Source organism: Xenorhabdus griffiniae (genome assembly GCF_037265215.1).
Lineage (GTDB): Bacteria > Pseudomonadota > Gammaproteobacteria > Enterobacterales > Enterobacteriaceae > Xenorhabdus > Xenorhabdus griffiniae.
Window position 1 is genome coordinate 3,343,012 of the sequence record NZ_CP147737.1, and the last position, 21,947, is coordinate 3,364,958.

20 protein-coding genes are annotated in these 21,947 nt (G+C 42.0%); 16 read left to right on the forward strand and 4 right to left on the reverse strand.

Going from position 1 to position 21,947, the window contains the following annotated elements:
* The first annotated feature begins 3 nt into the window (after positions 1-3).
* The 3 genes from recO to acpS all read left to right on the forward strand — a co-directional run bounded on the left by recO (position 4) and on the right by acpS (position 1,921).
* Complete coding sequence (recO, locus tag WDV75_RS14710) at positions 4-741, forward strand: DNA repair protein RecO (RefSeq protein WP_273560065.1); 738 nt, start codon at positions 4-6, stop codon at positions 739-741.
* 68 nt (positions 742-809) lie between these two features.
* Positions 810-1,541 (forward strand): pyridoxine 5'-phosphate synthase, encoded by a 732-nt coding sequence (pdxJ, locus tag WDV75_RS14715; protein WP_273560063.1) that lies wholly within the window; start codon positions 810-812, stop codon positions 1,539-1,541.
* Positions 1,541-1,921, forward strand: a complete 381-nt coding sequence (gene acpS / locus WDV75_RS14720; RefSeq protein WP_273560061.1) for a holo-ACP synthase — start codon at positions 1,541-1,543, stop codon at positions 1,919-1,921. The genes pdxJ and acpS overlap by 1 nt, the downstream gene beginning before the upstream one ends.
* Before the next feature lie 2 nt (positions 1,922-1,923).
* Here acpS and WDV75_RS14725 read toward each other — a convergent pair whose 3' ends face one another.
* Entirely contained in the window at positions 1,924-2,184 is a 261-nt protein-coding gene (locus WDV75_RS14725; RefSeq protein WP_099132125.1) for a YfhL family 4Fe-4S dicluster ferredoxin, read from the reverse strand.
* 234 nt (positions 2,185-2,418) lie between these two features.
* Between WDV75_RS14725 and WDV75_RS14730 the strand changes: the two genes are divergently transcribed.
* The 5 genes from WDV75_RS14730 to tadA all read left to right on the forward strand — a co-directional run bounded on the left by WDV75_RS14730 (position 2,419) and on the right by tadA (position 5,846).
* Positions 2,419-3,066 carry a hypothetical protein gene (locus WDV75_RS14730; RefSeq protein WP_273560059.1) on the forward strand — a complete coding sequence of 216 codons (648 nt, stop codon included), beginning with the start codon at positions 2,419-2,421 and terminating at the stop codon, positions 3,064-3,066.
* 291 nt (positions 3,067-3,357) lie between these two features.
* Positions 3,358-3,786 (forward strand): hypothetical protein, encoded by a 429-nt coding sequence (locus WDV75_RS14735; protein ID WP_338860032.1) that lies wholly within the window; start codon positions 3,358-3,360, stop codon positions 3,784-3,786.
* 79 nt (positions 3,787-3,865) lie between these two features.
* Positions 3,866-4,627 (forward strand): IS5 family transposase, encoded by a 762-nt coding sequence (locus WDV75_RS14740; protein ID WP_338802971.1) that lies wholly within the window; start codon positions 3,866-3,868, stop codon positions 4,625-4,627.
* A 44-nt stretch (positions 4,628-4,671) separates the two neighbouring features.
* Entirely contained in the window at positions 4,672-5,145 is a 474-nt protein-coding gene (locus WDV75_RS14745; RefSeq protein ID WP_338861207.1) for a DNA-3-methyladenine glycosylase 2 family protein, read from the forward strand.
* Positions 5,146-5,366: 221 nt separating this feature from the next.
* Positions 5,367-5,846 carry a tRNA adenosine(34) deaminase TadA gene (gene tadA / locus WDV75_RS14750; protein ID WP_338805365.1) on the forward strand — a complete coding sequence of 160 codons (480 nt, stop codon included), beginning with the start codon at positions 5,367-5,369 and terminating at the stop codon, positions 5,844-5,846.
* 4 nt (positions 5,847-5,850) lie between these two features.
* Here tadA and mltF read toward each other — a convergent pair whose 3' ends face one another.
* Entirely contained in the window at positions 5,851-7,383 is a 1,533-nt protein-coding gene (mltF, locus tag WDV75_RS14755; RefSeq protein WP_273559419.1) for a membrane-bound lytic murein transglycosylase MltF, read from the reverse strand.
* Positions 7,384-7,649: 266 nt separating this feature from the next.
* Between mltF and purL the strand changes: the two genes are divergently transcribed.
* The 3 genes from purL (at position 7,650) to WDV75_RS14770 (ending at position 13,477) form a co-directional block, all read left to right on the forward strand.
* Positions 7,650-11,534 (forward strand): phosphoribosylformylglycinamidine synthase, encoded by a 3,885-nt coding sequence (purL, locus tag WDV75_RS14760; RefSeq protein ID WP_273559523.1) that lies wholly within the window; start codon positions 7,650-7,652, stop codon positions 11,532-11,534.
* A 607-nt stretch (positions 11,535-12,141) separates the two neighbouring features.
* On the forward strand, positions 12,142-12,621 hold the full coding sequence (locus WDV75_RS14765; protein WP_273559420.1) for an Hcp family type VI secretion system effector: 480 nt from the start codon (positions 12,142-12,144) through the stop codon (positions 12,619-12,621).
* Positions 12,622-12,628: 7 nt separating this feature from the next.
* A complete protein-coding gene (locus tag WDV75_RS14770; protein ID WP_338860033.1) occupies positions 12,629-13,477 on the forward strand; it encodes a DUF4225 domain-containing protein in 849 nt (282 codons plus the stop codon).
* Positions 13,478-13,558: 81 nt separating this feature from the next.
* On the opposite strand, the gene WDV75_RS14775 is transcribed toward WDV75_RS14770, so the two are convergent.
* Positions 13,559-14,353 (reverse strand): hypothetical protein, encoded by a 795-nt coding sequence (locus WDV75_RS14775; protein WP_273559424.1) that lies wholly within the window; start codon positions 14,351-14,353, stop codon positions 13,559-13,561.
* Between the two features lie 977 nt (positions 14,354-15,330).
* Between WDV75_RS14775 and WDV75_RS14780 the strand changes: the two genes are divergently transcribed.
* The 5 genes from WDV75_RS14780 (at position 15,331) to glnB (ending at position 21,072) form a co-directional block, all read left to right on the forward strand.
* The gene (locus WDV75_RS14780) at positions 15,331-16,770 is read left to right on the forward strand and encodes a sensor histidine kinase (protein ID WP_273559426.1); all 1,440 of its coding nucleotides are present in this window, start codon (positions 15,331-15,333) and stop codon (positions 16,768-16,770) included.
* A 5-nt stretch (positions 16,771-16,775) separates the two neighbouring features.
* The gene (qseG, locus tag WDV75_RS14785; protein WP_273559428.1) at positions 16,776-17,648 is read left to right on the forward strand and encodes a two-component system QseEF-associated lipoprotein QseG; all 873 of its coding nucleotides are present in this window, start codon (positions 16,776-16,778) and stop codon (positions 17,646-17,648) included.
* A 2-nt stretch (positions 17,649-17,650) separates the two neighbouring features.
* The gene (glrR, locus tag WDV75_RS14790) at positions 17,651-18,988 is read left to right on the forward strand and encodes a two-component system response regulator GlrR (protein WP_273559430.1); all 1,338 of its coding nucleotides are present in this window, start codon (positions 17,651-17,653) and stop codon (positions 18,986-18,988) included.
* Positions 18,989-19,095: 107 nt separating this feature from the next.
* Positions 19,096-20,718 (forward strand): NAD+ synthase, encoded by a 1,623-nt coding sequence (locus WDV75_RS14795; protein WP_273559432.1) that lies wholly within the window; start codon positions 19,096-19,098, stop codon positions 20,716-20,718.
* A 15-nt stretch (positions 20,719-20,733) separates the two neighbouring features.
* Positions 20,734-21,072 (forward strand): nitrogen regulatory protein P-II, encoded by a 339-nt coding sequence (gene glnB, locus WDV75_RS14800; protein WP_010847155.1) that lies wholly within the window; start codon positions 20,734-20,736, stop codon positions 21,070-21,072.
* Between the two features lie 109 nt (positions 21,073-21,181).
* Here the strand turns inward: glnB and WDV75_RS14805 are convergent, their stop codons facing one another.
* Entirely contained in the window at positions 21,182-21,934 is a 753-nt protein-coding gene (locus WDV75_RS14805) for a M48 family metalloprotease (RefSeq protein ID WP_273559438.1), read from the reverse strand.
* Between the last annotated feature and the right edge of the window lie 13 nt (positions 21,935-21,947).

The following is a 21,947-nucleotide window of genomic DNA, read 5'->3' on the forward strand; positions in this document are numbered from 1 at the left end:
TTTGTGGACGGCTGGCAGAGAGCCTTTGTGCTTCACGGGCGCCCTTACAGTGAAACCAGTTTATTGCTGGATTTTTTTACTGAACATGAAGGGCGGGTACGTGTTTTAGCGAAAGGGGCACGCAGCCGTCGCTCCAATCTAAAAGGTTGTTTGCAACCTTTCACCCCGCTGCTTATTCGTTGGAGTGGTCGGGGTGAAATCAAGACATTAAGAGACGCAGAGCCTATCTCATTGGCTCTTCCCTTAACGGGAAGTGTGCTCTACAGCGGTTTATATGTGAATGAACTCTTGTCCAGACTTCTTGAGCAAGGAACGGCATATCCCGCGCTTTTTTTTGACTACCTCCAATGTTTACAAGCGCTTGCAGCGAGTGAATACACACCAGAATGTGCATTGCGTCGTTTTGAATTAGCGTTACTAACCAATATGGGATACGGAGTAGATTATCTTCACTGTGCAGGAAGTGGTGAACCTATATCGGATACCATGACTTACCGTTATCGTGAAGAAAAAGGGTTTATTGCCAGTTTGGTTGTGGATCACTACAGTTTTACAGGTTATGAACTCAAGGCACTGGCAAATAGCGAATTTCCCGATCAGGTGACCTTGAAAGCGGCGAAGCGTTTCACTCGCATTGCTTTGAAACCTTATCTGGGGGGAAAACCGTTAAAGAGCCGTGAGCTATTTCGTCAATTCGTACGTAAAAAAACTGATAACCCCAACAAGAAAAATGAAAACTAAAGTAAGCCACCTTTTCATGATGAAGAGTGTAGACTTTACTGAATCTTATGTTATTGCAGGAGCTAAAAATGGCTGAGGTATTGTTAGGTATCAACATTGATCACATTGCAACCTTGCGTAATGCCCGTGGGACACAGTATCCCGATCCCGTTCAGGCAGCATTTGTTGCAGAGCAAGCGGGAGCAGATGGTATAACGGTTCACCTACGTGAAGATCGCCGCCATATTACTGACAGAGATGTTCAATTATTAAAAAACACAATCCAAACCCGCATGAACCTTGAAATGGCGGTAACAGATGAGATGGTGGGGATTGCTTGCCAAATCAAACCTGCTTTCTGTTGCTTAGTGCCTGAAAAGCGTCAAGAGGTCACAACTGAAGGTGGACTGGATGTGTTTGGACAAAAAGAGCACATTGCTGCGGCTATTAAGACTTTATCAGAAGCGGGGATTTTAGTGTCTTTGTTCATTGATGCGGATCACCAACAAATTGATGCTGCTGTCGAAGTTGGGGCGCCATTTATTGAAATTCACACGGGTGCGTATGCAGATGCAGAGAATGAGAGACAGCAGGAAAAAGAGTTTCAGCGTATCAAAGAAGCCGCAACCTATGCAGCCGCGAAAGGGCTTAAAGTCAATGCAGGCCACGGTTTGACCTATCACAATGTGCAGCGCATTGCAGCCTTACCTGAAATTTATGAATTGAATATAGGACATGCCATTATTGGCCGTGCTGTATTCAGTGGCTTATCTGCGGCTGTTGCGGATATGAAAACTTTATTGCGGGAAGCACGCCGTTAATGGCTATTCTTGGATTAGGCACTGATATTGTTGAAATATCCCGCATTGAAGAAATTGTCGGGCGTTCGGGAGAACGTCTGGCAAGGCGAGTTCTGAGTGATAGGGAATGGCAGCAATATCAACAGCATAACCAGCCTGTCCGCTTCCTTGCAAAACGGTTTGCGGTCAAGGAAGCGGCAGCTAAAGCTTTTGGAACTGGTATCCGTAATGGACTGGCCTTTAATCAATTTGAAGTGATTAATGATCCACTGGGAAAACCCACATTGAAACTTCATGGAGAGGCCGAAGTGCTGGCTAACAAATTAAGGGTAAAATCCATGCATGTCACACTAGCAGATGAACGGCGTTATGCCTGTGCGACGGTGATATTGGAAAATTAAATTCAGATCTTATCAGCATGATGCAGGAGTACAAATTTATCCCATAACTGCTCTTCAGTTTCCTGATGATTAGGATCAAGAATAATGGTGTTCGTAATTGGGCAGACAGATTGGCAAGTTGGCTTTTCGTAATGCCCGATACACTCGGTACAGCGTTCAGGCTCAATTTCGTAGATCTCTGCACCCATTGTGATGGCCTGATTAGGGCATTCGGGTTCACACATATCGCAATTAATGCAGCGTTTGGTAATTAATAGTGCCATTTCAACCTCTTAAATCAATTAAGTCTTTTAAGTTGCAGACTTAATTCTTCCTGATTTGTTGCTCCAGACATCCTTTGTTATTTCATACAATATATTTACAAAAACATGGTTACAGATAAATGCATTGTGCAAAGAAAAGCTATCTGGAGGCATATATTAACACATCAGAAAGCAGTCTAATACTTTTATCATGGTATATACTTAAATATATTTTCAATACCTTAGAGTAAAAACATGCTTGAATACATCGTAAAACATGGCAATGATATTGTGAAAGTCTTGGGATCTATCGGGACTTTTATTGGTATTATTTTGTCCGTATTAAAGAAGATTTATGCCGATGTGTGTGTGTTTAGAGAGAGAAAGGCCATAAAGTATATCAAATATCTTAACGAATATAACGTTTATTTAGATGGTTTGAGTAAAGAATATATTAAACATCAAATTGCATCTGAAATAATGTTTGATGTTACAAAGATAAAATCTGATAAATTTAGAAATATATTTATTAAGTTGAAACAAAATGGGTTGAGTCCTGAATATATAGATATTCTTAAGAGGTTGAAAACATATATTGTCGTAAACTCTGGTGTGGTGCAAATTAATGTCAGTTTTTACTATTACTTTACTTATTGTTTTGAGAAAATATTTTCAACTTATTTTTTCACTTTAGCATTTGTTGTGTTAGTTGTGTTTTTATTCAAAGTTGATGCCTTGAGTAATACTATCGGGAGTGTTTTAGATTTCTTTTTCGTCATGTTAAGTATGATTTTACTGATGGTGATTGGTATCTATTTATTGATGTTAAGCCCGTCAAAATATCAAATCCGAAAATTAAATAAGGAATTAATTAAATATAAAATCGATGATGTTTCTTTATAGACGGTATTGGTTGAATTGTTATTATAAATAGCGATTCAAAATGATAGGAGTATTCCTTACCCCGCGCGGAGCGCGGGGTAAGGAACTCCAACATATGATACTCTCAGTATTATGAAAACCTATTTATCTATACGCATTAAACTTCAAGTTGCAATTTACATCATTCTATGAAACCTGATTTCTCCTCCACTTCGCGGGGAGAAATCACATGCATCTTGAAGTGAGATTGATATAAACTTAAAGTCTGTTAGATAGTGAAATTAATTTTGTGTGTCTTCTGGAGCGACCCCAATGAAATCAAGCTGCTTAACGGAAGTTATATTACCCAATAATTATCACACGAGCGATTTTTTAGCCTTTCATCAGCGGGATGAAATGGGCGTTTCTGAAATAGTACAACATAATCAAATTAAAAAAGGGATTATTTGGTATGAAAATCCAGCTCTTTTAACCATCACAATAGAAAAGAATAGAGCGAAAATACAACTTGATATTGATGGTGATAAAGACTGTTCTTCACAACATGAAGCATTATCGACGTTAGCCTCTCATATGCTTGGTTTAAAACAACCTGTTGATATCTTTGAATCTATCTATCAAGATCATCCCGTTATTGGCGAATTGGTTAACAGACAAACAGGCTTACGCATTTATCAGTCCGCGGCACCTTTTGAAGCACTAAGTTGGGCGATTATTGGGCAACAAATTAGGGCGTGTTGACGTTTCGTGGAGGGAAGTTTGAACAGCATGATGATCTGGTATCATTGTCTTCGCGAAAAAACCATTACCCCAGCTCATCATGCCAAGAACAATGTTATCAAAATCTTTATGGAATACGCTAGCTGTATTAATGCAACAACATGGATGTATTTACCACAAAGACGCGCATTACCTGACTTTCGAAGGGATCCTTTATCGAATGAGAACGGGATGTCCGTGGCGGGATTTACCCGATGAATTTGGCAAATGGAATACGCTTTTTAAGCGCTTTAACGCCTGGTCAAAGAAAGGTGTTTTTGAATTATTATTCAAATTGTTATCTGAAAATACAGACACCGAATGGTTATTCATTGATGGGAGTATTATCCGCGCTCATCAACATAGCTCAGGGGCAGCTTCAACAGAAGATGAAGCCATCGGTAAAAGTCGAGGTGGACGTTCGACTAAAATTCATTTGGCCGTAGACAGTTATGGTTTGCCTGTCCATTTTGAGCTGTCAGGGGGTCAAACGCACGACATTGTACATGCAGAAAGTTTGGTCACCCATTCACCCGCATCCGATTTTGTGATCGCGGATAAAGGTTACGATAGCGGTACTTTCAGAGATTTCGTTGAAAAACAAGGTTCAAAAACGGTCATTCCCTATCGAAAAAATAGCCGAAAACCCGATAAAAGTATTGATGAAGTTTTATACTGTTATCGGCATTTGGTCGAAAATGCGTTTGCCAGAATAAAACATTTTCGAGCTATTGCGACAAGATACGATAAATTGGCGCGAAATTACGCCAGTATGTTGGCACTGGCGTTTGTCATTATATGGTTACCGATGTGGGTTGAGTAAATGGTGAACTCAAAACGTCAACAGCCCCTAGTTTAAGCGCAGCAATTTCCATCAGGCGGCGTTTTATTCAGGCGGTGGGGCGTCAACACTCTTCTGGGTTACTGTGTTTCCCGAATTATAAGCAAGTGATGCAATATTCGCCGTATGATCTCCGTCAGTGTGGTTTTTCTGTGGGTAAAGCCAATGCCTTATTGCATGTTTGTCAACTGATTAACTCAGGGGATTTGGAACTCAATATTCCAGAAAGAGAAAATGCAATAAAACAACTGACAGAGAGTTTGCTTGCTATCAAAGGCATCGGCATGTGGACAGTGAATTATGCTTTGCTACGGGGATTCAATTATCTGGATGGCTCACTACATGGTGATGTAGCTGTCAGACGTAATCTCCAATATTTGCTCAATCAGGAAGACAAAGTGAGTGCGGAACAGGCGGAAAAATGGTTGGCAGATTTTTCTCCCTGGAAAGCGTTGGTGGGCGCTCATTTATGGCAACAGCAATCCAGTAGTGGATATTAATACCGTTCTAACTTCTTTGACTGGCAAGATAAAATTGAATCAAGGTTTCAGACGGTATCCGGTAGAAAAATGGTGAGTGAAAGGACAGTGCGGATGAAATTGTTCCTTGATGCTTTTCTTGATGAGATTGAACTAGCAGATTGAGGTATTGGGTATAATAGGCGGAATTTTTATAAGCAAGAGAATGGGCAGTGACCGAAAATTTTAATGATGAATATTGGATGCGTCGGGCAATAGATTTAGCCATGCAAGCACAGACTAAGGGAGAAATCCCTGTTGGTGCTGTATTGGTAGCTGATAATAAGGTGATTGCTGAGGGATTTAACCACCCAATTACTGACCATGATCCTACCGCTCATGCAGAAATTATTGCGTTACGGCGGGGCGGGAAGCAATTGCAGAATTATCGTCTGTTAAATACGACACTGTATGTCACTTTAGAGCCTTGTGTCATGTGCGCAGGTGCGATGGTACACAGCAGGATACAACGATTAGTTTATGGTGCCAGCGATATGAAAACGGGAGCGGCAGGATCGTTGATTGATATCTTGCGCCATCCAGGTATGAACCACCAAATTGAAATTACCGGCGGTGTGCTGGCGGAAGAGTGCTCCACTATGTTGAGTGCTTTTTTTAAACAACGCAGGGAGCAGCATAAGGCATTGAAAAAATTGAAAGCTCAGCAACAGGAAATGCCCTAATCAATTAGGGCTTAATGGTTGTTTCAGATTGCGTCGGTGTTTTATTCTCTGCCGCTTTTTCGTGAGATTCAGCGTTATTGCCTGTTATTTTGTCATTTTCAGCTTGGGGAGGAGTGATAGTCGTATCCGTTGCCACTTCACTCCCTTCCACTTTCTCGCGGTTGGCTTTTGCTCTAAGGTATCCCTCCAGGCTCAAATAGTAACGCCGAATATTTTCAACGTAGCGATAAGCTTCATAGCCACGGGCATAACCATATGTTGTATTGGCGTAATATTTTTTCTTGCTGAGCAGGGGAAGACGCGTTTTAACATCCAGCCAACTGTCTGGATTACCTTTTTGCGCAGCGGTTAACTTACGGGCATCAAGAAGGTGGCCATACCCCATGTTGTAAGCAGCAAGGGCAAACCAAATGCGCTCATCTTCAGGAATGGTTTTTGGCAAACGCTCCATCAGGTAGTTCAGATAAGCCATTCCTCCTTTTACACTCTCTTCTGGATCCAGTCGATCATGAATTCCAGCCCATTCTGCTGTTGGGCGGGTGAGCATCATTAATCCACGAACACCAGTCGGTGAAGTGGCTTGTGGGTCCCAATGTGATTCTTGCCATGCAATGGCAGCCACCAATTGCCAATCAAGCGATCCCGCGTATTGTTGAAAAATTGGCTGATAGGTTGGTAAGAGCTTATTGATGGCACGAATAAATGAAATAGTGTCGAAATAATCGAATGAACCGACATGACTGAAATATTTTTCTTGTAGCCGCGACATAATGCCGTTTTCAGTCAACATACTGAAGAAATCGAGCATAGCGGAGTAGAGGCTATAATCGCCATTGCGTTTTAAATACCAGGTTAAAGGACTTTCTTCACTGACATCAAAAGCAACTGCCAGATTGGGATGAATACGCTGCTGCAAGGCTAAACTAAGGGAGTCACTGATGGTATAGTCGATTTTTCCCTCGGAAAGTTGTTCGAGCAATTGTTGTGTATTTTCGCGCGGTGTTTCTTCCCAACTTAATTCAGGATAAGACTTTTCTTTCCACTTTCTCAGCTCGCTTACATGGGCTGAGCCTGCCGTGACGATGAGTTTACCTTTTAGATCGCCAAACGAACGTGGCCGTGCCTCCCCCTTGCGATAAACCAGTTGTTGTATGACAGAAGCGTAGGCAGGGCCAGTGCGTGTTTGGTCCAGCCTATCTTTATTGTAGATAAGACCGGCAGCCAGGAAATCGGCTTTATCGTTTTCCAAATCGTCAAACAGTTGCTTAATGTTGGGACGAAACTTAATCACAAGTTTAACCCCCAGATAATCGGCAAACCGCTTGACTAACTCATAGTCGAATCCTGTCGGTTCGTTTTTACTGTTAAGAGAGAGTAGAGGAGAGCTAATAGTGCTAACCCGCAGCTCTCCTCGTGCCAGAATTTTGTTTATCTGCTCCTGCTGTTTATTCGGCCAATTGATATTAAGGCCGATGATAGCAGCAGAAAGGAGCGTGATAATTACGATAACAAAGTAATTTATTTTTATGTTATTCAAATAGTTATCTCTTTTCAGAACGATTTGAAACCGTATGAAGTACAAGATAATAGCATGGTTAAATTTCCAGTAATTGAGAATTTTGCGTAACAAAAGGGAGATGTGCAACCCTATTGAACCCATTTTGGTATTTTATTGAGTGTATTGCTGGGTGGATAAATCACCACGCAAACGGTTTCGTCAGAGGAAACATTCCTCTATAATGCTTGCAGTTTCCCCTGAGGCATCAGTCAGGCTTTGCGTCTAAGATGAGAGAACCTATTATTATGGAAATTCTGCGTGGCTCACCCGCTTTATCGGCATTTCGTATCACTAAGCTCCTTTCCCAGTGTCAAGATCAACATCTCCCTGTTACCGACATTTATGCAGAATATGTGCATTTTGCCGAAGTTAATACCCCAATCACAGAAGATGAGCGAGAGAAATTAAATAAGCTATTAAAATATGGCCCCTCTTTGGCTGAATTGGAGCCTAAAGGACAACTTATATTAGTCACTCCGCGTCCTGGCACGATATCCCCTTGGTCATCAAAAGCGACAGACATTGCCCACAATTGTGGACTGAAGCAGATTGTCCGTTTAGAAAGGGGAATTGCCTATTATATTCAGAGTATTGGCATGGATGACGGGCAGTGGCAAACATTGTCGGCATTATTGCATGATCGCATGATGGAAAGTGTGTTCACTCAGTTTGAACAAGCTGAAGTCCTGTTTTCTCACCAACAACCTGCACCGTTAAAACAGATTGATATCTTGCAATTGGGGCGGGCAGCATTGGAGTCGGCAAATATTGAATTAGGGCTGGCTCTGGCTACCGATGAAATTGATTATCTAATGAGCGCTTTTCAGGCGTTGGGGCGCAATCCAACAGATGTTGAGCTGTATATGTTTGCTCAGGCAAATTCTGAGCATTGTCGCCACAAAATTTTCAACGCTGATTGGGTTATTAATGGTCAGGCTCAACCCAAGTCTTTGTTCAAAATGATCAAAAACACGTTTGAACAAACGCCGGATTACGTGCTTTCTGCTTATAAAGATAACGCAGCGGTTATGGAAGGCTCTAATGTTGGCCGCTTTTTCCCTGACTCCACCGGTGCTTATGACTACCATCAAGAGCCAGCCCATATCTTAATGAAAGTAGAAACTCATAACCATCCAACCGCGATTTCGCCTTGGCCTGGCGCAGCAACGGGCTCAGGTGGTGAAATTCGTGATGAAGGTGCAACCGGACGAGGAGCCAAACCGAAAGCTGGGCTGGTCGGTTTTTCAGTTTCAAACTTGAGAATTCCTGGGTTTGAACAACCGTGGGAAGCGGATTTTGGTAAACCTGATCGGATTGTCAGTGCATTAGACATCATGCTGGAAGGTCCATTAGGCGGTGCAGCGTTTAATAATGAATTTGGGCGGCCAGCATTGGCTGGGTATTTCAGAACCTATGAAGAAAAAGTCTGTTCCCATAATGGTACAGAATTGCGTGGTTATCATAAGCCCATCATGTTGGCAGGCGGGATCGGCAATATCCGTGAAGAACATATCCAAAAAGGGGAAATTTCGGTCGGCGCAAAACTGATTGTGTTGGGTGGGCCAAGTATGAATATCGGCTTAGGGGGCGGTGCGGCATCTTCAATGACATCAGGTCAGTCTGATGCTGATTTGGATTTTGCCTCTGTGCAGCGTGACAATGCTGAAATGGAGCGTCGTTGCCAGGAAGTTATCGACAGTTGCTGGCAATTGGGGGATAAGAATCCGATTTTATTTATCCATGACGTTGGGGCTGGTGGTTTGTCAAATGCCATGCCTGAATTGGTCAGTGATGGTGGTCGAGGCGGGCGTTTTGAGTTACGCAATATCCTTAACGATGAACCTGGTATGAGCCCATTGCAGTTATGGTGCAATGAATCCCAGGAGCGTTATGTTTTAGCGGTAGCACCAGAGCAGTTAGCTCTGTTTGAAGCAATATGCCGTCGTGAACGTGCGCCTTACGCTGTGATTGGGGAAGCCACGGAAGAGCGACATTTACTGTTGAATGACAACCATTTTAATAATCAGCCAATCGATATGCCGCTGGATGTCTTGCTCGGTAAGACACCAAAGATGGTGAAAAATGTGCAGGTCTTGCAAGCGCAAGGGCAAGGTTTGGATCGCAAGGGTATTGATCTCGCAGAAGCGGTAAAACGCGTCTTGCATTTGCCCGCTGTAGCGGAAAAAACATTCCTGATTACGATTGGGGATCGCTCCATCACCGGTATGGTTGCCCGTGACCAAATGGTTGGCCCTTGGCAAATTCCAGTCGCAGATTGTGCTGTTACTACCGCCAGTTTGGACAGCTATTATGGCGAAGCCATGTCAATAGGCGAGCGAGCGCCGATTGCATTGTTGGACTTTGCGGCATCGGCGCGTATGGCGGTGGGTGAAGCTCTGACCAATATTGCTTCCGCCTATGTCCAGGATCTGAAACGCGTGAAGTTATCAGCTAACTGGATGTCGGCATCAGGCCATGCTGGTGAAGATGCGGGTTTATATGCCGCCGTCAAAGCGGTGGGTGAGGAGCTGTGTCCCGCTTTAGGATTGACTATTCCCGTTGGCAAGGATTCGATGTCAATGAAAACCCGCTGGCGTCAAAATGGGGAAGAGCGTGAAATGACTTCACCACTTTCATTGGTTATCAGTGCCTTCGGACGAGTAGAAGATGTGCGCCGTACCGTGACGCCAGAGTTATCTACTGAAGATGACAATGCGTTGTTGCTGATCGATCTGGGTAAAGGACAAAATGCGCTGGGTGGAACAGCATTGGCGCAGGTTTATCGCCAACTGGGGGATAAAACCGCAGATGTTCGCAATGTCGAGCAATTAGCGGGCTTCTTTAATGCGATCCAGCATTTGATTTCAGAACAAAAATTGTTGGCTTACCATGATCGTTCGGATGGTGGGCTATTAGTGACATTAGCGGAAATGGCTTTTGCTGGTCATTGCGGCTTGCATACCGATATCAGTGCATTTGATGAAGATATCTTGGCCGCATTATTTAATGAAGAGCTGGGTGCGGTGATCCAAATTCGTGAGACTGACAGGGTGCAAATTGAAAACCTGTTGGCAGATTATGGATTAAATGAATGTGTGCACTATTTAGGTAAAGCCCAGGCGGGCGATGATTTTGTGATTTCCAGTGGCAATATGGAAGTTTATCGTCAGAAGCGCAGCACATTGCGCTTATGGTGGGCAGAAACAACGTGGCAAATGCAGCGTCTGCGTGATAACCCAGAGTGCGCAGATCAAGAACATCAGGCAAAACAGGATGTGGCTGATCCGGGCTTGAATGTAGAATTAACCTTCAACCCTGCGGAAGATATTGCTGCTTGTTATATTGCAAAACAAGTGCGTCCGCGCGTTGCTGTATTGCGTGAGCAGGGCGTTAATTCCCATGTTGAGATGGCGGCGGCATTCCACCGAGCGGGCTTTGAGGCGGTGGATGTTCATATGAGTGACTTATTGGCGGGGCGGATCACATTAGATCAATTCCAAACATTGGTTGCCTGCGGTGGCTTCTCATATGGGGATGTGCTTGGTGCAGGTGAAGGCTGGGCGAAATCCATTCTGTTTAATCCACGGGTACGTGATGATTTTGCGAGTTTCTTCGCAAGGCCGGATACCTTAGCACTTGGTGTATGTAACGGGTGTCAGATGATGTCCAATTTGCATGAATTGATCCCTGGCACGGAACACTGGCCGCGCTTTGTCCGTAACCGTTCAGAACGCTATGAAGCCCGCTTTAGCTTAGTGGAAGTGGCAAACAGCCCTTCATTGTTCCTGAAAGATATGGCCGGTTCGCGCTTGCCGATCGCAGTGGCTCATGGTGAAGGGCAGGTGGAATTCAGAAACGACCTGAGTTTGATGGAACTTGAAAAGTATCAGCAAGTCGCATTGCGTTTTGTGGATAACTACGGTTCAGTGACAGAAAACTATCCGGCAAACCCGAATGGTTCTGTGAACGGCATTACTTCTGTGACCAACCTTGACGGCAGAGTCACCGTGATGATGCCTCATCCTGAGAGGGTATACCGCACAGTTAGCAACTCCTGGCATCCTAAGGAGTGGGGAGAAGATAGCCCGTGGATGCGAATTTTCCGTAATGCGCGCAAACAGCTAGGTTAACGGTAAAGGCCCTGATGCATTTTCAGGGCCTTATTGAATACAGAAAATTCTTGCTAAATAGGTTTTCATAATACTGAAAGTATCAGATGTTGGAGTTTCTTACCCCGCGAGGCGTGCGGGGTAAGGAATGTTCCTATCATTTTGAAACGCTATTTAGGTAGGGGAGCCGTAGAGCCGGAATCTCGTCCTGACTGAATAGTTTGATATTAGTAATATAGGCTATGAGATAAAATGATATTTTTAGTTATTAATTTGATGCTCATGCTATGTATTTTAATAATAACCTATCAATCAAAAAACATTGGACGGTTCTAAATCATCATAAATTAATGATAAATTCATCGGTATTTTTGTTTTAAATTAACATTATGTTTTGTGTTGGTCAATTGATTGAATGTGTGCTTCATATTTTATAATTGATATGATTTTTATCATATGTTTTAAAGATGTATCTTTGTTCTTCTCTCTCTTTTAATTTTATTTATTCAATGATATATTCAACTTTATTGAAGAATTTTTGCCAAATCTACATGTGAAGATTTGGCAGGATATTTCTTTTAATAAGAAATAAATGTTTTTTCGTTTACTAATGGAGAATATATTAGAAATGGCAAATGTTATTTACTTAGAAATTAATGGGGATAATCAAGGGTTGATATCACAAGGATGCTCTACTATAGATTCCATCTGTAATAAATATCAAAAAGGACATGAAAATGAAATTTTGGTTTATGAATTCTCATCCGATATGTCAAGAGATCAAAATGTCAATTATCAACCTATTGACATTAGAAAACCAATTGATAAGTCATCTCCTTTATTATCTCAAGCCTTAACTAAAAATGAAAAGTTGACATGTATTTTCCATTTCTATAGGACATCAATGCAAGGTGGGTTGGAACTTTATTACAAAGTAAAACTGACAGGAGCTACATTAGTTCGATTAAATTGTTTTTATCCAAATTCGGTTACTCATAATGATGTTCAGCCACAGGAAAGCGTATCTATAAAATATGAATCGATAACTTGGGAACATGTGATGGCAGGAACCAGTGCGTACAGCATTTGGGAAGATAGAGTATATTGAGATTATCATGCCTAAATATATTGTACATACATTAGATGATTTTATTACTTATGAAGCTAAGCTGAGAAGAACAACTGATCTTGCCGCTCGATATATATTAGATGATCCTGGAGCTAAGGCTAGATATCGTAAAGAAATAAACGATGTAATTGAAGACATAAGAAGAGATTATAATAATAATCAGGGAAATATAGAAAAAAAGAGAGAATTAGTTAGAGAGCTTAAGTATGAATACGAAAGTGAAGAGGAAGCATATCAACAAGCTAGGCGACTTGATTATGGAAAATATAAATTAACAGAAATTTTTGAAGATACGGGAGTAATAAAATATGCTAAAACAACAGGAAAGATTTTAGGTGGTGTAGTTCAATTTGTCGGTGGACGCTATGTTTTTAACGTTGGAAAGGCTTTAGGCCCAGCAGGTACATATTCAAATATGAGAAGAATAGGTATGCTTGCTATGGCTACAGGAGCAAGTAATACAATTGAAGCAATCTCCCCTATTGTATACGAATATACTAATGGGAAGTATGATCTTGGAAATCCTTTAAAAGATCTTACTGAATATGCATTTGTAAATTTGGGCGCTAATGAAGGAATGGGAGAATTCTCATATGATATTGTTGACTTTGGGGTAAGTTCATATTTAACTTTTGGGGCATATAGAAGAGTAAATGCTTCTAAAAGACTTCTTAATAGTTGGATTGATGGTAATTCATCTAATAGATTATATAGGGCTATAAAACAAGATTATAAGCGAAAATGGGAGACGATGAATAAACCTATGTTTATTTTACAAGGAGAAAATACCATTCGTAAATTTAATTTGATTATAAATGAAGATGAAGGAAAGTGAACCGATGTTTTGTGTGTTTTATATTTTAACTGTAGATTAACATCGGTTTTTAAATAGGCCATTGCAAAAATGGCCTATAATTTAAAAGATCTTTATCTTGATTTGAAAATAAGATAATTTGATGCAGGTGATGAGGTTGCAACCTGCGAGTCGATAGTTTGAAACTATAAAAGTTAAAATGCTAAGAGGTAACATAAATATCAAGAAAACAATAACAATATAATATAATGCATCAGGATGTTGTATTACGGTGGCTATAAAAACAATAAATATACAGATTAACATTGCTCTTAATGATGAAAAAGAATCATCGGACATTTTTATTATCCAAGCAAGAAAATTCCCATCAGTTGTTTCTCTTTCAAAGGAGAAATGTCTAATTAAAGTTAATTGTTCTTTAAATGTAAATGTTTTTATAATTAATTTTCTGAGTTTAGTGTCTTTCTCGATATGGATTTTTTTTCTTTTTTTATTTATCGGTTGACTAGAGTGATGCTCTGAACTAGGTTCGAAAAATATTCTGTTGGTGAAAGCAAAAAAAAACAGTTTTATCCCTATAGCATAACTGCATCCGATGTTTTTAGCTTGATTTAATATTGCCCAAAAGGAGGAGGCTAAGTAGATAAAGAAAAGGTAATTGATCCAATGTGCTTTGGAGGGAACCATATATAATGTAATGGCAATTATAATAAAAAATAGAGTAACTCTTTTTACAGATGCCAGAGTTTCATAAGCTAACCATTTTATCCAAGCAGTAAAATCGTCGGAAGTTTCATTTTTTATTAATGTAAAGCTTTTGAGTAGGGTAATTTGCTCTGTAAATGTAAACAGTTTAATGATTGATTTCCTAATTTTTTTGTCATGAGTTAATCGCATAGCTATCCCAAATTTATCAGATTAAATCGTAATTTGTTTTTAATTCAGCATAATAAATAGCGTTTCAAAATGATAGGAGTATTCCTTACCCCGCGCGGAGCGCGGGGTAAGGAACGCCAACATCTGATACTCTCAGTATTATGAAAACCTATTTATAATAGAATGAATAGTAGTAGTTACTCAAGTATCACAATTAGATGAACTTAAAAACAGGATTTGGTCACGCATTAAATCCATTGATTAGCATACTGACCTCATTTCATCCCTGTGGGGCATCAAGAGATTTATTCGTCTTGTTTTTAAATAAAACTTATTAAGAATTGATAGAAAATAAATTAATGTTAAGTTATCGCCATTTTTGCAGTGTCTCCATATCGCGACAAAGGCGTTTTTGGGTGTCTCAAAAATGAGACATTTAATTTGTTGATATTATTTGAAAAATATTTTTTGATGGTAAAATGTCATAAATAGGCGACACTCATGCCTATCAGATATGAATAAATACCAATAAGAAAATGCAATAAATCTGAGATTTTATTTATTTTCAATTATATCAATTGGTTAAAAATAATTTTGTAAGTTGGCATGTAATGTGCATAATACAGAGCAGTTGCTCATTCAACTTTTTTATGTCGGCCCACAATTGGGTGGAAACATGCCACATAAAGCCCGGAATGACGCCAAAGTAAGGTGCCTACCGTCCAACTTAATGATACTCGCCTTCGGGCCTTATCAAACACAGGGCGACACGTGGAGTGAGGCACCGCCTACATGTTTACATGAAGGAACTTCACTGGCGGGATGGTAAAAAAAGTTACCGTCCCGCCATCATTATTACAGCCCACCCTGTTTATGTATGCATCCGCATCACTTTCAATGACTCATTGTTTCAATTATCCGTCGTTTTCAACTATTATTCTGACCATTTTCAATAAGAGAAAAGTCACTGTAGTATCAATGTCATTACAGGTTATGAGATGATTTCTTTGAAAAAATGGCGTTTATTTCCACGCTCATTGCGCCAGTTGGTTGTCATGGCTTTCTGGTTAGTGTTATTACCGCTCTTGGTTTTGGCTTATCAGGCTTATCAAAGTCTTGATCAGCTTAGTACCCAGGCTGCTGAGATTAATCGTTCAACGCTGGTGGACGCTCGCCGTAGCGAAGCAATGGTTAGCGTCGCCCTTGAGATGGAGCGTAGTTACCGCCAATACTGTGTATTAGGTGATAGTCGGTTAGAAAAGCTTTATCAACGCCAATATCGGCAATACATGAATATGCTTGGTAATCAGATGGCGATGCTAGCTAATGCAGAGTATACAAAGAAATTCAATGAATTATTGTCGGGCTTGAGCAACATTGCCTGTAGTAATGGGGCGCCAGAAGCAACGTCTTCTAAATTACTTGAAGAATTTTCCAGGGCGAATAATCTTTTGGTACAGGAAACCCGTAATATTATTTTTAGCCGTGGTGAACAACTGCAAAAAGATATCGCCGACAAAGGGCAATTTTTCGGTTGGCAGAGCCTTATTTTATTCTTGTTAAGTGCTTTCTTGATAACCTTGTTTACACGTATGATCATTGGGCCAGTAAAAGGCATTGAACGGATGATCAATCGGCTTGGAGAAGGGCAATCATTGGAAAATCAGATTGATTCCTTTAAAGGACCACGGGAATTGCGATCATTGGCTCAACGCATTATTTGGCTGAGTGAGCGTTTATCCTGGCTTGAGTCTCAGCGTCATGAGTTTTTACGCCATATTTCCCACGAACTGAAAACCCCTCTGGCAAGTATGCGTGAAGGAACGGAGCTATTGGCTGATGAAATTGCTGGACCTCTGACAGCAGATCAAAGGGAAGTTGTCAGTATCTTGGATAGTAGTAGCAGGCATTTACAGCAGCTTATTGAGCAATTACTGGAATATAACCGCAAATTAGCGGATGGCGCTGCCGAACATCAGATTGTTTCTTTAAAAGAAATTGTGAATAGTGTCGTATTATCACACCAACTGCCGGCACGGACAAAAAATATTCATACGGAAATTCAATTGGATATGGATTATTGTTGGGCAGAGCCTGGCTTACTAACACGGGTGATTGATAATCTCTATTCCAATGCAGTGCACTATGGCGCTGAATCCGGTAACATTTGGATCGCGAGTCGGCAAGTGGGGAAAAACCTTCAAATTGACATTGCCAATACAGGAACGCCTATCCCAGAGTTAGAGAAAAGTATGATCTTCGAGCCATTTTACCAAGGAAAACTGCAACGAAAAGGCGCAGTTAAAGGAAGCGGTCTTGGTTTGAGTATCGCGCAAGATTGCATTAAACAAATGCAGGGGGCGCTTTGCCTGGTAGAATCCGAATTTGCTGATGTATGTTTTCGAATTGAACTGCCATTAACCGCAGAGAATGACTAAATAATATGTATAACAGGTTTACTTACCGCTTTATGACGGAGACGGAACAGCAAAATATTGTGACTAACCCAATGAAAAAAATGGTGGTCAGGCCATCTATCTTGGTACGTGCTTCGGCCCTGCGCTTGCGGGCGATATTGCTATTGTGCGTTCCCTATTTGCTGGCAGGATGCGTTAAAACGAGTGGTTCAGACAATTTGACAACCCTGGCGCAGTCTATCCTGCCAGAACAAAATGTTACCGATTATCGTCTTAAGGATTGTGATGTAATCTGGGATATCACAAAGCCTGCGGCGATGGAAAACGGACTTTATTGGTTGAGATTTATCGATTGTACGGATCGGTTGACTTCGTCAGAAGCTCGTGAGACGGCGAAACGGTTTGCTCCAGAGACGCCGACTGATTGGCAGCAAGTGCTTAAGCAAAGTATTTTAATTGGCAGGGCGACTTCTGTATTAGCTGAACGCCGGAAAACGGTGGAAAACTTTAATCAGTATAGTGCACAATTTCCTATCGGTTTACGGCCATTACTTCAACTGTGGCGTGAGCAGCAATATCTGAAAATTAATCTTGCTGAAGAAAGAGCCAAATTCCAGCGCTTCCAGTTTGACAGTGATAACAAAATTGATCGTCTGAAAGAAACACGAGCACGTTTAGAATATGAGCTTCATTCAATGTCCCGCAAACTCGAAAATTTAACCGATATTGAACGCCAACTTTCCTCCCGTAAACAAGAACAAAGTAGCGTTGCTACTCCTAATACGAACACGTCACCGGATAATAAAGCAGAACTGAAAGAGAAACCCGCCACAAACGCGGATACTAAAGCGGAAGCCAATCCTTCAGAAGAAAAATTAGAAGAAAAAGGAGCTGAATAATAATGACAGTACGCAATTCCGCCCATCTTCTTTTAGTTGATGATGATCCCGGCTTGTTAAAACTATTGGGAATGCGTTTGACCAGTGAAGGCTTTCGTGTCACGACCGCAGAGAGTGGTCATGAAGCGTTACGCATACTGGCGAGAGAAAAAGTAGATTTAGTGATCAGTGACTTACGCATGGATGAAATGGATGGTATGGCACTGTTTGCTGAGATCCAGAAACAGCATCCCGGTATGCCGGTCATTATTCTGACTGCGCATGGTTCTATTCCTGATGCGGTGGCAGCAACGCAGCAAGGTGTATTTAGTTTTCTGACCAAGCCTGTTGATCGTGACGCACTTTATAAAGCGATTGATGATGCGCTGGAACTCTCAACGCCAGCCATTGATGGGCAATGGAGCGAGAAAATTGTTACCCGAAGCCCTTTGATGTTGCGTTTGCTGGAACAGGCAAAGATGGTGGCTCAATCCGATGTGAGTGTTCTGATTAATGGGCAAAGCGGAACCGGTAAAGAGGTATTGGCGCAAGCTATTCATCGGGCAAGTCCCAGAGCGAAGAAGCCTTTTATTGCTATTAACTGTGGCGCCTTACCTGAGCAATTACTTGAATCTGAATTATTTGGTCATGCCAAAGGCGCGTTTACAGGCGCGGTCAGCAGTCGGGAAGGGTTATTTTTAGCGGCGCAAGGAGGAACATTATTCCTTGATGAAATCGGCGATATGCCGATGGCGTTGCAAGTTAAACTTTTGCGAGTGCTACAGGAGCGCAAGATCCGTCCATTGGGGAGTAATCGGGATATCGACATTGATGTCAGAATTATTTCGGCAACCCACCGTGATCTGCCTAAGGCCATGCAACGTAATGAGTTTCGGGAAGATCTCTATTATCGATTGAACGTTGTTAATTTGAAAATTCCTGCCTTGAACGAACGCGCAGAAGATATCCCTCTATTGGCTAATCATCTGTTACGTGACGCTGCCAAACGCCATAAGCCTTTTGTGCGCAGTTTTTCCACTACGGCCATGAAATGCCTGATGGCAGCAAGTTGGCCGGGCAATGTTCGTCAATTGGTTAATGTCATCGAACAGTGTGTGGCATTGACGATGGCTCCGGTCATCAGTGATGCTCTGGTTACTCAGGCATTGGAAGGGGAAAATACGGCATTGCCGACATTCGTGGAAGCCCGTGGTCAGTTTGAGCTGAATTACCTGCGTAAATTGTTGCAGATAACCAAAGGTAATGTGACCCATGCCGCTCGTATGGCAGGGCGGAACCGGACAGAGTTTTATAAATTGCTGGCACGCCACGAGCTGGATGCTAACGATTTTAAGGAATAACTTTTCTGCTCCCGCAGAAATTCTTACACTGAGTAGAAATAAATTGCTTTGCTGCTAAGACCCAGTAAAGCGGATAGATGATTTATGGCCCAGGAGAGCCGCATTCTATGAGTCGTACTCTTAATATCGCTCTTGCCCAGTTAAATTGGTTGGTAGGAGACATTGAAGGTAACAGCGAACGTATGTTGCAGACAGTTCGGGAGCAGCAGGCAAAAGGCGCTGATCTGGTTATGTTTTCTGAGCTGGCGCTGTCTGGCTATTTTCCTGAAGATTTGTTATTCCGTTCTGATTTACATCAGCGTTGCCATGAACAATTGGTACGTTTGCAACAGGCAAGCGCTCAGGTTGGTATCTTGGTAGGGCATCCGTGGCAACAGGATGGCAAACTTTTCAACGCACTTTCCCTGTTTTGGCGAGGGGAAATTGTGGCTCGTTACTTCAAACAGTTATTGCCAAACTATGGCGTTTTTGATGAAGAGCGTTATTTCGACGCGGGTGATCAAAACTGTGTTATCCCATTCAAGGGTTATAACCTTGGTTTGTTGATTTGTGAAGATTTGTGGTTTGATGCCCCCATTGATGCCTTGAAACAGGCGGGGGCAGAAATCGTCTTGTCGATTAATGCTTCTCCTTATAATCGTGAAAAACCGAATATCCGTAGTACATTAATTAAATCCCACTGCCAGCGTACTCATTTGCCAATTATTTATCTTAATCAGGTGGGGGGGCAAGATCAGCTTATCTTTGATGGTTGTTCTAAGGTCTTTGATGCCAATGGTGAAATAACCCATCGCATGGCGGCATTTGAGGAACAGGTTGAACAATGTCGTTTCAATGAAATGAACATTGAACCTATGGCAAATCCGATCCCTCAATTGCCTCCTTTGGCGCAAATTTATAAGGCGTTAGTGCTTTCTGTACGTGATTATGTGCAAAAGAACGGTTTTAAAGGCGCTTTGCTTGGTTTGTCAGGTGGGATTGATTCAGGGTTGACATTGGCAATTGCTGTGGATGCTTTGGGTAAAGATCACGTGCAGGCGGTCATGATGCCATTCCGCTATACCTCAGAAATAAGTATCCACGATGCCAGAGAACAAGCAGAATTGCTGGGGGTTGAATTTGACGTTGTTTCCATCGAACCCATGTTTGATGCGTTTATGGCACAGCTTGACCCCATGTTTGCGGGAACAGAAAAAGATACGACAGAAGAGAATTTACAGGCACGTTGCCGTGCAGTGATTTTAATGGCAATGTCTAACAAGCGTCGTCGCCTGGTATTGACCACCAGTAACAAAAGTGAATCGGCAGTAGGGTACTCAACCCTGTACGGCGATATGGCGGGTGGCTTTAATGCATTGAAAGATGTTCCTAAAACGATGGTATTTGCATTGGCTAAATATCGTAATACCGTATCTCCGGCAATCCCTCAGCGTGTGATTGATCGCCCACCGTCAGCGGAGTTGGCACCAAATCAACTGGATCAGGACAGCCTCCCTCCCTATGACATTCTGGATGCGATTCTCGAAGGGTATGTTGAAAAAGATAAATCAGTGGCTGATCTGGTATCCGAAGGTTTTGATGAAGCCATTGTACGCAAGGTGATCCGACTGGTTGATATTAATGAATATAAACGTCGCCAGGCACCTATTGGCCCACGCATTACGCCGCGTGATTTTGGTAAAGATCGGCGCTACCCGATTACATCTGGTTTCGGGCGTAACAATTGGTAATTACAGGAAAACTTGATGAAAAAGATTGATGCAATTATCAAACCTTTCAAGCTGGATGATGTGCGTGAAGCGCTGGCTGAAGTGGGTATCACTGGTATGACGGTGACAGAAGTGAAAGGGTTTGGCCGTCAGAAAGGGCATACTGAACTGTATCGCGGCGCAGAATATATGGTGGATTTTCTGCCAAAGGTAAAAATAGAAATTATCGTACCGGATGATATTGTTGATACCTGCGTCGAAACAATCATGCAGGTTGCACAAACAGGCAAAATTGGCGATGGCAAAATTTTTGTTTTCGATGTTGCCCGTGTTGTACGTATCCGTACCGGTGAGCAGGACGAAGAAGCGATTTAATCAAGTCACTAAAATCATCTGAAAAAAGTGATAACGGCAATATTACCGGTTAGCCCATACCCATAATGGGAGATGACATGTCGGTTCTAGCCGTTATCACTTATCTTTATTATTTCTTATCTGCGGCGATACGATCGCGAACGTGTTGAGCACGTTCCTGTGACGGTGGGTGTGAATCAAACATGCTGGTTTCACCGCTGCCCAGTTTAGCCAGTTTCTCGAAGCTGGTTGCTAAACCTTCAGTTTTGATATTGCGTTTTTTCATCAGATCATAAGAGAAGTCATCAGCCTGACTTTCCTGATGTTGTGAGAACTGTGAGTTGATCAGCTTTTGACCCAGAGCTGCGAGCTGAGAATCGCTCAGTTGTGCGGCGACACCACCGGCTGATGCCGCTGCGGTACGTGCAGCAACGGTCGCATAAGCAACCTGCATTGCTTTACGGGTGTGACCCAGTGCAACGTGACCCATTTCATGGCCCAGAACACCTTCGACTTCGTTGTCGTTCATCATATCCATCAGGCCGCTGTATACACGCACACAACCATTAGCCATTGCCCATGCATTCACATCCTTAGTCAGATAAACTTTATAGTTAACTGATGTACCGTTAACTTCGCTACCTAATGCTTTGGCGATTTTGTTCAGACGTTTAGTGTATTGGCTGGATGCCGGCGCAATTTTATTCTGTGCATCCATATCCTTACATGCTTGGTTAGATAACTGTTTGACATCAGAATCACTTAGTGTTGCTGCCTGGAATAATTGCATTCCAGAATGAGCCAGCATTCCCTGATCAATATTCTTACAACCTGTCAGAAGTGCAGCAGAAACAGCGACTGCAACAAGAGCCTTAATTTTCATAATATGGTTTTTC